Origin of the sequence: Marinobacter zhanjiangensis, from assembly GCF_014651935.1 — a bacterium.
Lineage (GTDB): Bacteria > Pseudomonadota > Gammaproteobacteria > Pseudomonadales > Oleiphilaceae > Marinobacter > Marinobacter zhanjiangensis.
Genome location: NZ_BMXV01000001.1, coordinates 1 through 12,987, shown reverse-complemented (window position 1 = coordinate 12,987; position 12,987 = coordinate 1). Strand labels below are relative to the sequence as shown.

Genomic DNA, 12,987 nt, shown 5'->3' with positions numbered 1-12,987 from the left:
CGGATGGTCGCCACCATTCATCGACCCTGGCTTGCCGCCGGTGCGTTGATTGCCATGCTGGCGGTGATGGCCGGTGCCTTTGGCGCCCATGGCCTGCGGGGCATGGTCAGTGAACGGGCCCTTGAAGTTTTCCAGACTGCCGTCACCTATCAGATATACCACGCGATTGCGCTGGTACTGGTGGCGTTGCTCTCAGCCACCGGATTGTCGCGCCGCTTGCTGGGCGTTGCCGGTGGTTTCTTTCTGGCCGGCATCATCCTGTTCAGCGGCAGCCTGTACCTGCTGGTGTTGACCGATATCCGATGGGTCGGGCCCATAACCCCGCTCGGTGGTGTCTGTTTCATGGTGGGATGGGCCGTGCTGGTGGCAGCGGCACTGCGCCGCTCTGTTTGAATGTGAGGTCGTTATGAATGTAATACTCAATGGCGATCACCGGGAACTTCCGGATCAGGCGACCCTGCAATGGCTGATCGAGGACCTCGGTCTTGCCGGCAAGCGGCTGGCGATCGAGGTCAATGAAGAGATTGTACCCCGCAGCCAGTACGGCGATTATCGCCTGAAAGACGGCGATCGTGTCGAGGTCGTCCACGCTATTGGTGGTGGCTGATCCGCCTTTACCCTCGTTACGCCGGTTTACTGACCGATACCCGCTGTTTACTGACCAACACCGCAAAGGAAACCCATGACTGATCAGAGCCAGATACCGCTGCCGGAAGACAAGCCACTTGAATTCGCCGGCCGGGTCTACCAGTCCCGCCTGCTGGTAGGTACCGGCAAGTACCGTGACATGACGGAAACCGGCGATGCCATCAAGGCCAGCGGTGCGGAGATCGTCACCGTGGCGGTACGCCGCACCAACCTGGGCCAGAACCCCGACGAGCCCAATCTGCTGGACGTGGTGTCGCCGAAGGATTACACCATCCTGCCCAACACTGCGGGCTGTTTCACCGCCAAGGATGCGGTGCGTACCTGCAAGCTGGCCCGGGAACTGCTGGATGGCCATAACCTGGTGAAGCTGGAAGTGCTCGGTGAGGAAAAGACCCTCTACCCGAACATGACCGAGACTCTGGTGGCGGCCGAACAGCTGATCAGCGACGGTTTCCAGGTGATGGTCTATTGCTCCGATGATCCCCTGCTGGCCAAGCGTCTGGAAGAGATGGGCTGTATCGCCATCATGCCTCTGGGCGCCCCCATCGGCTCCGGCCTGGGCATTCAGAACCGATACAACATCCGGCTGATTGTCGAGAACGCCAATGTTCCGGTGCTGGTGGATGCCGGCGTGGGCACCGCGTCGGACGCCACCATTGCCATGGAGCTGGGCTGTGACGGTGTCCTCATGAACACTGCCATCGCTTCGGCCCGGGACCCTGTCCGCATGGCCCGCGCCATGAAGCTGGCCATCGAATCCGGCCGCGAGGCCTACCTGTCGGGCCGTATGGCCAAAAAAGCGTATGCCAGCGCCTCTTCGCCCATTGACGGCACCTTTTTCTGAGAGTGTTGAGGCGTTCTCTGAAGTTTTCTGAGCTTCAGGGGGCAGCGGCGAACATTCCCTCTCCCCAACGAGGGAGAGGGCCAGGGTGAGGGGGAGCGCCCAAAGGGCGCCAGAGATCAAGCTGCAGAGTCAGCCGCCTTCCCCCTCCCCAACCCCTCTCCCGCGGAGGGGAGAGGGGCTAAAGCCCTCATTGATGTGCCAGCTTCCTCCCCGCATTCGACCACAATCCCCTCCAATCCCTGTAGAATCTCCCCAATACCTACATCAACCAGATCAATAACCTAACAAACAGAGCGCTGTAGTCCTGTCATGAGCAACCAGAAACCCAGCCGTCGCGATGCCATCCTTCAGTCCCTGGTAGAAATCCTGGAGACGGATCCCGGTGCCCGCATCACCACCGCCGGCCTGGCCCGCGCCGTGGGCGTCACCGAGGCGGCCCTTTACCGTCACTTTCCCAGCAAGCGCAAGATGTTCGAGGCACTGATCGAGTTTGCCGAGGACACCGTTTTCACCCGCTGCCAGCGCATCCTGCAGGAGCAGGACGACGCCCGGATTCGCCTGCAGCAACTTGCCCAGTTGGTACTGGTCTTCGCCGAGCGCAACCCGGGCCTGTGCCGCGTCCTCAACGGTGAAGCGCTAAGCGGCGAGAACGAAGCCCTGCGCAAGCGCGCCAGCCAGTTCTTCGACCGCCTGGAAACCCAGATCCGGCAAATCCTCAAGGAGGGGGAGATCCGCCAGGGCCTGCGCCCGCACCCCAGCGCTCCCCGCGGTGCCGACTGGGTCATGACCTTCATGGAAGGCCGCATACAGCGCTTCGTCCGCTCCGGCTTCAGCCGATTGCCTTCGGCGGAGTTTGACGACCAGTGGCAGATGCTGACTCAGGGTCTCTGGACCTCTGCCTGACACCCTCTTCGTCGATTTGGTTGCAGAACTAACTGGTATTTCCCACCCGTTTTAAGGCATTATCCTGAAATAAAACAAGCGTTCGGAAATCTCCCCCGAACCGGGCGCCATAGCAGAACAAGATCAATCCAGGAGACAGTATGGAACGGCAGACTCTCACAGGTACCAATGGCATCCAGCTGGCGGTGGACGTAGCCGGTGATCCCGCCGGCCAGCCGGTGGTGATGTTTCACGGTGGTGGCCAGACCCGGCATTCCTGGGGCGTTCTGGCGCAGGTGCTTGGTGATAACGGTTACTACGCCCTCAACGTGGACATGCGTGGCCATGGTGAGAGCGAGTGGTGCCCGGAAGGGGACTACACCCTGGACCGCTTCGTGGAGGATGTGCACGCCATCCTGGAAACCCTCGACAAGCCACCGGTGCTGGTGGGTGCCTCCCTCGGTGGCATCAGCTCCATGATTGCGGCCGCCGCCCGCGAGGCGGATCATATCCGCGGCCTGGTGCTGGTGGACATCGTGCCCAAGATGGAGGTGGAGGGTATCCAGCGTATCCGCGATTTCATGCTGTCGCATCTGGACGGGTTTGATTCCATGGACGAAGTGGTCGAAGCGGTCGCTGCCTACATGCCCCACCGCAAGCGTGGCAGCGCCGGCTCTGCCGGCCTGCGTAAAAATCTGCGGGAAGGGGAAGACGGCCGCCTGTACTGGCACTGGGACCCGGCCCTGATGGTGGGCGAGCGCACCCCGAATTCAGTACGGAATGTCGACCGCCTGCGTGAAGCGGCAAAGCAGATTCAGGTTCCGACACTGCTGGTTCGGGGCAAGATGAGTGATGTGGTCAGCGAAGAGGGCGTCAAGGACTTCCTGGAACTGATCCCCGGCTCCCGGGCGATTGATGTCAGTGGTGCCGGTCACATGGTTTCCGGCGACCAGAACGACGTCTTCAATGACGCCATCCTGGATTTCCTGGCGGAGTTACGGCAGGACAGCGCTACGACGGCCTGATTCGCTATTGGCCGACCCTTCGCCAAAAGGCTGGCGAAGGGTCGGCTTTCGGACATTGCCGGTTTACCCAATCCGGTATTTGGCAATCACCGTGTTCAGCTCCGTCGCCATTGAATCGATCTTGCGAATGCCCTCCACCAGCTTGTCGGTTTCCTCGGCATTGTCGTCGGACAGGTCGCTGATACGGACCACATTCTGGTTCATGTCCTCGGCCACCCGGGATTGCTCTTCACTGGTGGTGGCGATCTGCTGATTCATGGATGAAATATCGCTGACCGCGTCCAGAATCTGCGACAGACTCTCGCCGATGTGAGTCACGGTTTCAGCGCTGCGAGTCACCACTTCAACACCGGAGCGGGCCGAGTCGGAGGTGGCGTTGCCCTGTTTCTGCAGGGACGCGATGACCTTTTCAATCTGCTGGGTGGATTCGGCAGTCTTGCGTGACAGGCTGCGTACTTCGTCAGCCACGACCGCAAACCCTCGGCCCTGGTCACCGGCCCGGGCTGCTTCAATGGCGGCATTCAGGGCCAGCAGGTTGGTCTGTTCGGCGATGTCATTAATGGTGCTGACCACCATGGAAATAGAATTGGTCTGCTCGTTGAGTGAGGCAATGTCTTCCGCCAGGGAATTCATCTGTTCACTCATCTGACGGCTGGACTCGATAGCCTCGCTGATTTCCTGGCGGGATCCATCAGCCTGACGGTTGGCTTCCTGTGCTCGTTGCGCCGTGTGTTCCGCATTTTCCGCCACCTCGCGGATAGTGGCGGACATTTCCGTCATCGCGGTCGCCACCTGGTGGGTTTCGCCGGACTGGTTACGCGCCCGCTCGGAATAGTTGGTACTGGCGCGGCTGAACTCGCCGGAAAGGGTGTGAAGGGTGCCGGCCAGCTGCGACACGTAGCCGATGGTTTCCGCCAGTCCGCCGGCCAGCGCATTGAAGTGCCTGGCGAGCTGGCCGAATTCGTCCTTGCGCTTGTCATCAGCCCGGGTGGAGAGGTCACCGTCGGCTACCTGCTGGAATGACTCAAGCAGGCTGTCGATGCCTTTACGCAGGTTCCGGCCCAGGCTTGTGGCCACCACCACAAAGAGAATGACCGACACAATGCCAACCGCGGCAACCACCTGCATGATGGTGCCCAGGGTGTCGTTGATCTTGGTGCTGACAATCTCGATGATCCGGGAAATCACGAAGTCAGCAGTCCCGGTATTGGCGTCCCAGGCATCAAATGTGGCTTCCAGCTCTTCGCTGATCGGACTTCCCGGATCGTAGGCCTCTACAGCAGTAATCAACTGCTCCATTTTGGCCACAGTCTGACGGATGCCCTGCTTGACCTGTTGGTCCCGGGCGATCGGACTATCCTCGTCGCCAGTGCCGGTCGTGGCCAGAAATTGCAGCGATTGGCGGGCGTTGGCGAGGGTTTCGTCCAGCGTGTCAAAGTCCTGTTGGTAGACATGAAGCTTCAGCTTTTCAGCGGAAACCCGCAAATCCCCGTAATTGGTGACACCGGGTACCAGGCCTGTCGCGTAGTAATTGGCGAGGCTGCCGACCACCCGGCTACCCATAAACCCGGCCACGCCGACCAGAACCAACAATAACAACAAGGCGCCAAGGGAGAGGCGCACTCTATTCTGTATGGTCATTCAAACTGTCCTTTCCGTTCAGATTAATTGCAAACTTCCGCCATGCTGCCGCCCTGAAAACAAGGTCGGAATACCTGGCCCCGAAGCGCGAGGTCCACGGTATCGAGTCAAATCCTCACCGTCAGGCCATGCAGCGGTGTGGCAGGAGCTGTTGTTTGTCTTTCTGAACCCTTGGCACAGTATTTTCTGGCCGGAGGTCGCCCCATGAAGTTAACGGCCAGAATGCCGGCAAGCTTAATAGATAATCCGAATGAGTTTGGGGCGAAACGCTGGGCGACACTATGGATCGCTCATGAGGAGAAGCGGGAAGGGGCGTGGCCCTCGCTGAACGCGTGCACAAGGCGGTGGACACCATGGAGCTGACATCCGGGCGAACGCGCTGCGGTTACAGCTCCAATACCAGGTTCCTGCCCCCGAAGACGAGTACCCAGGCCGTCACCGTCGCCCAGTGAATCACAACGGGAACCCAGATAGACCGGGAGACAACATAGCTGTAACCGCAGGTGATCCCGAGAGCGCACACCATCACGAGAAACCAGGGGTCCAGGAACAGCGGAATGGCTGAATGGTTAAATGCCAGTGCATTGAACGGGTGCCATGCGACAAATACGGCCGTGCTGATGGCGACGGCCCCGGTAGCCCGGGCTGCCCCAGATTCGAGTATATCTCGCGGAACAAGGACACCCCTGAAGAAGGCTTCTTCGAGCAACGACGGAAAAACAAACAAGGTAAGGGGCAGCAGGGCCGCCATCGTCGACGTCATGGGTTCGACGCTTAACAGCCCGGTAGTGAAACCCACTGACACCGATACAATGACGAACACCGGCACCAGTGCCCAGGCTCTCAGAGGGGCCCGGAAGGGTGATGTCCGGAAACTTCTGCCAAGGTTTCTGCGAAGATAGTCCATCATCGATTGCTTACCTGAGGTCTCTGTGCCACCGCTCCGATTTCATCGTAGTTACTGAAGGGCGTCCCTTTGCGCAGGGTCCCGCTTGAAATTCCTGGTCAGCATGTGCGGATCAACCTGTGCCCGATGCATCATGGGATGCCTGGGCCACCCGTCCAGCCGGTCGGGTGGTCGAAAGAGCTGCCTCAGAATTCCAGGCAGATTTTTCCGAAATGTCTGCCCGCTTCTTCATGGCGGAACGCCTCGGCAATGTCGTCCAGCGCAAATGAGCGGTCGATTACCGGATGCAGGTCGTTGGCCTCAATGGCGCGGATCATGTCCTGTTGCTGGGCCCGGCTGCCAACGATGAGCCCCTGCAGTCTTGCCTGCTTTGCCATCAGTCTGGCGGTTGGCACGTCGCCGGCGCGCCCGGTCAGCACGCCGATCAGCGAGATGTGGCCGCCGATGCTCACGGCAGTGATGGATTCCGGCAGGGTTCCCGGGCCGCCCACTTCGATGACATGGTCCACGCCGCGGCCGCCGGTCAGCTCAAGTACCCGCTGGCCCCAGTCGGGTGTGGTCCTGTAATTGATGGTGTGATCGGCACCCATGGCGGTTAGTCGCTCCAGCTTTTCATCGGAGGATGACGTGGATATCACCTTCGCCCCCATCATTTTGGCGAACTGCAAGGCAAAAATGGACACGCCCCCGGTGCCAAGGGTGAGCACGGTGTTTCCAGCCTTCAAGCCGCCATTGACGACAAGCGCACGCCAGGCGGTCAGGCCGGCGGTGGTCAGGGTTGCCGCTTCCGCGTGGCTGAAGCCACTCGGTGCGTGGGAGAATCCCCGTGCAGGCGCGACGACGTACTCTCGGGCGTAGCCGTCGATACCGTCGCCCGGGGTAGTGCTGAAATTGTCGATGGGAGCCGGGCCGTTCTCCCACTGAGGGAAAAACGTGGAGACCACATGGTCGCCCGCCTCGAATTCGCTCACGTTGGCGCCCACGGCTTCGACCACGCCGGCCCCGTCGGCCATGGGGATTCGGTCATCGTCGGTGGGTATGGTGCCGGTGACGACACCATAGTCGTGAAAGTTGAGAGAGCAGGCGTGAATTCGAACCCGCAGCTCCCCGGGGCCTGGTTCGCCAGGCTCGGGGCCATCGACGATTCGCAGTTGGTCCAGTCCGCCGGGTTTGGAGAGAGTGGCGAGTTTCATTTCGTAGCCTCCGCGGTTTCGCTGGTCAGATTGGCAAGAACAGTCGGTCAACATTAGGGAATGGCCCGTGAATGTCAATGACAGCGCTCTTTGACGATTCTATTGATTCAATTGACGGGTGCTTTGTGGTGCCCCAGGGGGTGGTTTCAGGATCGTAACCCCGATTCAAGTACGTGGCGATCCGATCATATTGCGCAGAAAAGAGAGGAACACCTGATCTCTCGGCAATTCTCCCCTGGTTGAGCCTTGCAGCGCCAGGCCGGACCAGAGTGCGTAGAGACCTCTTGCCAGATCAGGGGTGGTGATGGCTGGGTTCAGGTTGTAACGCTTGATCAGATCCTCCAGCAAAGCGGTGAACTCATTCAGACTCGCCGCTTTCACTTTGTCACCGCGCGCAGCAAAGTCCGGGTCGCGTCGGGCGTGAAGCTGCAATTCGGCGGAGAGAAGCGACCAGTGTGGATCCCGCGCAATCTTCGCCAGGCGATTCGCCAGCCGATCCAGCGCGTCGTCGAGGTCCTCGCGATCTGAACCGGATACCAACCCTTGCATGAAGGCGACCTCTTGCTGGATATGGCGTTCCAGCACGCATAGCAGGAGATCCTCTTTGCTGGCAAAGTTGGAATAAAACGCCCCCTGCGAAAACCCTGCGCGTTCGCAGAGGCTGCGCAGAGAGGCGGCCTTGATGCCACCTTCTGCGAACATGCGATCTGCAGTTTCGATGAGACGGAGGCGGGTCTGTGCTTGTTGTTCATGCCGGGTCAGCCGGCGCGCCGTCTGTGTCATTCTTGAAACCTTTCAAAAGGCGTGCCCAGCAGGCACGCCGAAGCTATGGCTCGGTTTACTTGTCCTTGCCGTTGAAGTTGTCCCGGAACCTGGAAATCCAGGAACCGAACCCTTTGAGGGCTTCGCCCCCCTTGCCCAGAATCTCTCCGACTTCCTGGGCAAACATCTCGTGTCTGGCGCTCTCGGGCTCGGGTAGGGGCGGCAGGATATGAGCAAAATAGGTTTTGTCCAAAACCCGGTGTAACAAGCGTTCGCCTATAAAGGGATTGTCGCTGTTCAGTGCCCGCGCGCCTTTGATTATGTTGCGGATGTCATATTGCGTTGGGCTGATGTCAGGCACCTGTTTCGGAATATTGAGGAGCTTGTAAACACCGATCCGCGCGGTACGGATGGAGGATTCCATCGTGAAGATGATGTCATTACGAGTTTCGACGAACTGCCCGATCAGGCCCAGATTGGTACAGCCCTCTGGCACCGGGTGAGGTCGGTCACCGCCGGCGCGTCTCATGAATTGCGCCGTGATATAAGGCATGAGCGCGGTACGCACTTTTGTCCTGGCCGCAATTTCTTCAAGTTCGCTTTCGATGCCGAGGTGATGGCACAGCTCCGCGAGAATTTCTTTGCCGGTGCATTGCGGCATCGGTTTTTCCACAAAGTTCCCGTCCTTGTCCATCAGCAGGCCGTAAACCCAAATCACCAGCGTATCCTCCGGCTGGTCCGGGAAATGCGGCTGACGGTTGATGGTGACACTCAGGAACCAGTTGGAATCCGTGAAGGTGATGATCCCGCCCGTCGCAGTTCGGCCAGAATAGGGATCGTTGACAGACAGTTCTGCCAATTTATCCACCAGAGGAGAGGGCTTGCAGGTCAGCGTGGCGGATTCCCACATCGACTGATCGACGTCGCCGTAGAATTTCTCTGGCTTGCCAAAGACCGGGGATTTCCGGGCTAGATTTTTCCAGAGTTCCCAACCGCTGTTCTCCCCGGGTTCATGGAGGCCTACCGTCAACTCCGGTACGTTATTCATGTCACCATAGGCGGTGTTTTCCGTCATTGAACCTGTGAGGGCAAAGACCAGATCGCCGTCGGCCACATCGATGCGCTGCTCTTCACCTGCCACGACACAGTGCAGGCCGGTGACAGTCTTCTGGCCGCCGGAAGGTGTCATATCGAGATCATACACGCGAGTTTCAAGCTGAACCCTCACACCCTTGTCGCGTAGCATATTGGCAAGCGGTTTGATGAAGGTATCGAACTGGTTGTATTTTGGAAATACAAGCACTGACATGTCACCAAACCCGTCAATGGAGTCGAGAAAACGGTGCATGTAGAGCTTGGCTTCCAACAGGCTGTGACAGTTTTTGAAAGCGAACATGCTGCGGAACAGCGACCAGAAGTTGCTCTCAAGAAAGCCCGTACTGAAGTACTCCTCAATAGTGACGTCGTCGAGATCTTCTTTGCGTTTGAGGATCAGCCGCATCATTTCCCATTGCTGATATTTTGACAGGCCGAAATCGGTGAAATCCTTGATTTCACCGCAATTGTGCATCAAACGAGCTTTGGAATAATTCGGGTCGTTGTCATTGACCATGCGGTACTCATCCAGCACCGAATACCCTTCGGGCAATTCGCTGGCAGGTACGTCCTGAAACATGTCCCACAACGTGTCGTAGTTCCAGTTCATCTCGCGGCCACCACGGACGATATAGCCGTCCTCCGGGTTGCCTGCGCCATCCATGGAGCCCCCCTCAATAGCCATCTCTTCCAGGATGGTGATGTTTTCGGGTGGCATGTGGGCATCCCGGATCAGGTAAAAGGCAGCGGCAAGACCACCGATACCGCCGCCAATGATATGGGCTTTTCGGTTTTCGACGCCCGGGGTCGGCAGAGGCCTGTGCCGCGAATAAGGCGCGATGAAATCAGCGGGGGGCAGGGTATTTTGCGGCCGATGGTGCCAGTAGCCGGAGGTGGCGTCGGGCTCGTGTTCAAATCCGTCAGGCGCCGTTGTCTGGATCTCGAAACCGGGGATATCTGGGGTAGCCATGGGTTGCATCCTTTTCTGTTTGCATTGACTCTGAATTGATTCCCTAAACCTTCATCCAAGATATCAATCGAAATCCGGATGTCAAATGAACTCTCAATGACTGCCGACGGTATCGGGGCACAAATGGGGTAGTGACCAGTTGATCAAGAATCGGCGTTCCGGATCCATCGTTTCGTCCGACTGCGCACAACTGCCCAAAAGATGGTGGCCAGAAAGCCGCGTGCGGTGGCCCGGCAGACGATATAGAAAGGCTCCGGTCATAACAGGCAATCCAGATCGAATAAGCCGTTCAGATCTGTTTGGTCAGATCGTTGAGTCACTCAAACCACTCAAACCACCCGAACCAACTCCCCTTTTCCCCAGCCAAGCCGTCCGGTATCCACCACCTGCCGACGCATTCCCGGCACCGGGTGGATCATGAACAGGTCGCCGTTGCGGCCGAGCAGGGTCTTGGGAGCGCCGCACTCCCGCGCCAGGCTGGCGTGGGTGTCCATGTGTTCGGCTTCGCCGTGGATCGGGCCACGTTGGCCAGGGTGTGCAGCCGGGCGATGTTACTGCCGAAGCAGGCGACGATAACCCGCCCCGGCGCGTCCTCGATGGCGGCCAGCAGTCCCTTCTCCAGCGCCGACTCGGACACGGAGTGCCCCGCCACCGTGGCGTTGGTGGAGTCGCACACCATGGCTGTCACGCCTTCGTCCGCCAGGGCTTTAAACGTGCCGGGCGTGTAGCCGTGGCCCACCAGTGGTTCTTCGTCCAGTTTCCAGTCGCCACTGTGGAAGATCCGGCCCGCCGGGGTGCGGATCATGAGGGCGTTGGGATCGGGGATGGAGTGTGTCAGCGCCAGCCACTGCACCTCGAACGGGCCGATGGTGCGGCGCTCATCCACGTCCACCACATGGATCGGCACTCGGTGCAACAGGTCGAACTCCGCCAGCTTGCGGCGCAGGATCTCGGCGGTAAAGCGGCTGGTGTAGACCGGGCATTGCAGCAGCGGCCACAGGTAGGCATGGCACCGATATGGTCCTCGTGGGCGTGGGTGATGACCAGCCCGGCAAGCTGCTCGAGGCGGTGTTCTAAATGGTTGTGCTCCGGTTTCTCCGGATTTGTTATGGCTGTGAACCCCTGGCTGGCAGAGGGTCTGACGGCGTACAGGCTCTCACACACCGGTTTGGAGCGGGGGAGTGGCGGAAAACCGGTCGTTGTGCAGCCGATTGTTAAACCCTCTGGCGTACGGTATTCTGACCATGGACAAAATCCTGTACAGGAGAAGCATTATGGATGCCATTAGCTACACAGCCGCCAGAACCAATCTGGCAAAAACCATGGAGCAGGTCTGTGAAGACCATTCCCCTGTGATCATCACCCGGAGCAAGTCGCAATCCGTGGTCATGATCTCTCTTGAGGACTATGAGGCGTTGCAAGAAACCGCGTACCTCCTGCGCGCACCAAGGAACGCCCGTCGTTTGCTGGAATCCGTTGCCGAGCTGGAGCAAGGTGGTGGTCAGGAAAAGGAACTTCCTGAATGAAACTCATCTTCTCCGAGAACGCCTGGGAAGACTATCTGTACTGGCAAAAAACTGACAAAAAAATCCTTAACCGAATCAATAAGCTGATCAAGGAAACCAAGCGCGAACCGTTCGAAGGTGTCGGTAAACCGGAACCGCTCAAACATAGCCTCGCTGGTTACTGGTCCCGCCGAATTAACGAAGAGCACCGTATGGTCTACAAAGTCACGGATGACGCTCTGCTCATCGCCCAGCTTCGGTACCACTACTGATTTAACGCCCGGCACACGTGCCGGTTTGTAGCCGCGGAGCGGCGGAGAACCGGTCACCGTGCTGCCGCTGGTTAGGCCTTGCTGCTTTGTGGAACATAGGCGGCCTCGAATTGAGGCAGATCGTCGTTGATGGGCCACCAATTGGCTTTGGAGCCTGTGTAGAAATGGGCCACCGGCTTTGATGACAACGGCTCATTTATCAGCCCTGCGCGAATTCGAAGCACACCAGGCAGAGCGTCTTTTTTGCTGTAGATCGGCGATCCGCAATTACTGCAAAAAAACCGCTGCTTGCCAGGTGATGCCTCAAAAGATCTAAGCAATTCAGCCCCGCGATTTAACTGGAAAGCAGCTTCTTTGACAGGTGTATTTGTTGCAAACGGAGAGCCCTGCGCCTTGCGGCATTGGGAGCAATGACACACCTGAATTGGTTCTAGCTCGCCCTGAATCTGGAAGTGGACCCCGCCGCATAAGCAATTACCTGTATACACAATGAACCCTTTTTTGCCTAACACAGAGCGCACCGGCGACCTTGACGCAGCGAAGCGGAGACAAGGGCGTCCGAGCGCCGCGTTTTGTTAACTGGTTTGTTCGATATCGGCGCGGTGCTTCCGCTCCTGCTCAGTCATTTGTTACTGGCGCTCCTCGATGGAGTTCAGCCCAAGACGCGCACGGCGTTCATTAACCGTAGCAGAATCCTCAATAGGAAACGGTGTTGGCCAACCGTTTTCATCAACATCAAACTGGGTGCCGTAGTATTGAGGCTTGCCAGATAGCGTACGCACCCGATCCTGGAGGAATGCCAACTGCCAGCCCGCTATATCCTCTCTCGCAACGCCATCTTCTAGTAGGGAGGCACACCCACCCATGAACTCGGGATCTGAAACAGAATGCTGAACAACCAGCCATGCAGCTTTGGCAGCCTCTTCTCCAACTAACGAAACGCCGGGCCAGCCGTGAGCACCAATAATCTCTTTCAGGCGAGCAGCATTCTGCTCATGCAGCGCTTTCATCCGGGGATGATAAGATTCAGATGGCAGTTCTCCGGAATCGAAGAGTTGCTGCAACAACCGCTGGTCTCCTGTCATCATCGTGACCAGCTCATCCGCAAGATTCTGATTCATGGGCTCGTTCCCAGTTAACGAGGCTGTAGAAAAACCCGGTTCCGGGCCATTCCCACCGCCTGACTGCTAAATTTTTTGACCCGCCCGTCAACGGAACGGTTCTCCAGATTCTGGTGCATAGG

At 58.4% G+C, this 12,987-nt stretch carries 15 protein-coding genes; 7 read left to right on the top strand and 8 right to left on the bottom strand.

Annotation, left to right across the window (positions count from 1 at the left end):
- The first annotated feature begins 3 nt into the window (after positions 1 to 3).
- From IE079_RS00075 to IE079_RS00055, 5 genes are all read left to right on the top strand, one after another.
- The gene (locus tag IE079_RS00075) at positions 4 to 393 is read left to right on the top strand and encodes a DUF423 domain-containing protein (RefSeq protein ID WP_189572831.1); all 390 of its coding nucleotides are present in this window, start codon (positions 4 to 6) and stop codon (positions 391 to 393) included.
- Positions 394 to 406: 13 nt separating this feature from the next.
- A complete protein-coding gene (thiS, locus tag IE079_RS00070) occupies positions 407 to 607 on the top strand; it encodes a sulfur carrier protein ThiS (RefSeq protein ID WP_189571031.1) in 201 nt (66 codons plus the stop codon).
- Between the two features lie 75 nt (positions 608 to 682).
- Positions 683 to 1,492: a thiazole synthase gene (locus tag IE079_RS00065; protein ID WP_189571027.1), complete on the top strand. Its 810-nt coding sequence runs from the start codon at positions 683 to 685 to the stop codon at positions 1,490 to 1,492.
- Between the two features lie 309 nt (positions 1,493 to 1,801).
- Positions 1,802 to 2,395, top strand: a complete 594-nt coding sequence (gene slmA / locus IE079_RS00060; RefSeq protein WP_189571024.1) for a nucleoid occlusion factor SlmA — start codon at positions 1,802 to 1,804, stop codon at positions 2,393 to 2,395.
- 140 nt (positions 2,396 to 2,535) lie between these two features.
- Complete coding sequence (locus tag IE079_RS00055; RefSeq protein ID WP_189571022.1) at positions 2,536 to 3,399, top strand: alpha/beta fold hydrolase; 864 nt, start codon at positions 2,536 to 2,538, stop codon at positions 3,397 to 3,399.
- 63 nt (positions 3,400 to 3,462) lie between these two features.
- Here IE079_RS00055 and IE079_RS00050 read toward each other — a convergent pair whose 3' ends face one another.
- The 6 genes from IE079_RS00050 to IE079_RS00025 form a co-directional block, all read right to left on the bottom strand.
- Complete coding sequence (locus IE079_RS00050) at positions 3,463 to 5,040, bottom strand: methyl-accepting chemotaxis protein (protein ID WP_189571020.1); 1,578 nt, start codon at positions 5,038 to 5,040, stop codon at positions 3,463 to 3,465.
- A 385-nt stretch (positions 5,041 to 5,425) separates the two neighbouring features.
- Positions 5,426 to 5,950: a CPBP family glutamic-type intramembrane protease gene (locus IE079_RS00045; protein ID WP_227712218.1), complete on the bottom strand. Its 525-nt coding sequence runs from the start codon at positions 5,948 to 5,950 to the stop codon at positions 5,426 to 5,428.
- 182 nt (positions 5,951 to 6,132) lie between these two features.
- The gene (locus IE079_RS00040; RefSeq protein WP_189571017.1) at positions 6,133 to 7,140 is read right to left on the bottom strand and encodes a zinc-dependent alcohol dehydrogenase family protein; all 1,008 of its coding nucleotides are present in this window, start codon (positions 7,138 to 7,140) and stop codon (positions 6,133 to 6,135) included.
- 165 nt (positions 7,141 to 7,305) lie between these two features.
- A complete protein-coding gene (locus IE079_RS00035) occupies positions 7,306 to 7,923 on the bottom strand; it encodes a TetR/AcrR family transcriptional regulator (RefSeq protein WP_189571016.1) in 618 nt (205 codons plus the stop codon).
- A gap of 55 nt (positions 7,924 to 7,978) precedes the next feature.
- Positions 7,979 to 9,967, bottom strand: coding sequence for an oleate hydratase (locus IE079_RS00030; RefSeq protein ID WP_189571014.1), 1,989 nt, complete (start codon positions 9,965 to 9,967; stop codon positions 7,979 to 7,981).
- Positions 9,968 to 10,382: 415 nt separating this feature from the next.
- Positions 10,383 to 10,883: a ribonuclease J gene (locus tag IE079_RS00025; RefSeq protein WP_227712216.1), complete on the bottom strand. Its 501-nt coding sequence runs from the start codon at positions 10,881 to 10,883 to the stop codon at positions 10,383 to 10,385.
- Positions 10,884 to 11,241: 358 nt separating this feature from the next.
- On the opposite strand from IE079_RS00025, the gene IE079_RS00020 reads away from it, so the two are divergent.
- Both IE079_RS00020 and IE079_RS00015 read left to right on the top strand, forming a co-directional pair.
- Positions 11,242 to 11,493 (top strand): type II toxin-antitoxin system Phd/YefM family antitoxin, encoded by a 252-nt coding sequence (locus tag IE079_RS00020; RefSeq protein WP_189571009.1) that lies wholly within the window; start codon positions 11,242 to 11,244, stop codon positions 11,491 to 11,493.
- Positions 11,490 to 11,744: a Txe/YoeB family addiction module toxin gene (locus tag IE079_RS00015; RefSeq protein WP_189571006.1), complete on the top strand. Its 255-nt coding sequence runs from the start codon at positions 11,490 to 11,492 to the stop codon at positions 11,742 to 11,744. Before IE079_RS00020 ends, IE079_RS00015 begins: the two co-directional genes overlap by 4 nt.
- Positions 11,745 to 11,815: 71 nt before the next feature.
- On the opposite strand, the gene IE079_RS00010 is transcribed toward IE079_RS00015, so the two are convergent.
- Both IE079_RS00010 and IE079_RS00005 read right to left on the bottom strand, forming a co-directional pair.
- Positions 11,816 to 12,256 carry a GFA family protein gene (locus IE079_RS00010; RefSeq protein ID WP_227712215.1) on the bottom strand — a complete coding sequence of 147 codons (441 nt, stop codon included), beginning with the start codon at positions 12,254 to 12,256 and terminating at the stop codon, positions 11,816 to 11,818.
- Between the two features lie 117 nt (positions 12,257 to 12,373).
- Complete coding sequence (locus IE079_RS00005; RefSeq protein ID WP_189571004.1) at positions 12,374 to 12,865, bottom strand: DUF6624 domain-containing protein; 492 nt, start codon at positions 12,863 to 12,865, stop codon at positions 12,374 to 12,376.
- Between the last annotated feature and the right edge of the window lie 122 nt (positions 12,866 to 12,987).

What these genes read in the sequence shown, in the direction of transcription:
- IE079_RS00030 (WP_189571014.1), bottom strand. Translation starts at nt 9,967, where the DNA reads ATGGCTACCCCAGATATCCCCGGTTTCGAGATCCAGACAACGGCGCCT.
- IE079_RS00005 (WP_189571004.1), bottom strand. Translation starts at nt 12,865, where the DNA reads ATGAATCAGAATCTTGCGGATGAGCTGGTCACGATGATGACAGGAGAC.
- IE079_RS00075 (WP_189572831.1), top strand. Translation starts at nt 4, where the DNA reads ATGGTCGCCACCATTCATCGACCCTGGCTTGCCGCCGGTGCGTTGATT.
- IE079_RS00035 (WP_189571016.1), bottom strand. Translation starts at nt 7,923, where the DNA reads ATGACACAGACGGCGCGCCGGCTGACCCGGCATGAACAACAAGCACAG.
- IE079_RS00020 (WP_189571009.1), top strand. Translation starts at nt 11,242, where the DNA reads ATGGATGCCATTAGCTACACAGCCGCCAGAACCAATCTGGCAAAAACC.
- IE079_RS00045 (WP_227712218.1), bottom strand. Translation starts at nt 5,950, where the DNA reads ATGATGGACTATCTTCGCAGAAACCTTGGCAGAAGTTTCCGGACATCA.
- IE079_RS00050 (WP_189571020.1), bottom strand. Translation starts at nt 5,040, where the DNA reads ATGACCATACAGAATAGAGTGCGCCTCTCCCTTGGCGCCTTGTTGTTA.
- IE079_RS00055 (WP_189571022.1), top strand. Translation starts at nt 2,536, where the DNA reads ATGGAACGGCAGACTCTCACAGGTACCAATGGCATCCAGCTGGCGGTG.
- IE079_RS00040 (WP_189571017.1), bottom strand. Translation starts at nt 7,140, where the DNA reads ATGAAACTCGCCACTCTCTCCAAACCCGGCGGACTGGACCAACTGCGA.
- IE079_RS00015 (WP_189571006.1), top strand. Translation starts at nt 11,490, where the DNA reads ATGAAACTCATCTTCTCCGAGAACGCCTGGGAAGACTATCTGTACTGG.
- IE079_RS00065 (WP_189571027.1), top strand. Translation starts at nt 683, where the DNA reads ATGACTGATCAGAGCCAGATACCGCTGCCGGAAGACAAGCCACTTGAA.
- slmA (WP_189571024.1), top strand. Translation starts at nt 1,802, where the DNA reads ATGAGCAACCAGAAACCCAGCCGTCGCGATGCCATCCTTCAGTCCCTG.
- thiS (WP_189571031.1), top strand. Translation starts at nt 407, where the DNA reads ATGAATGTAATACTCAATGGCGATCACCGGGAACTTCCGGATCAGGCG.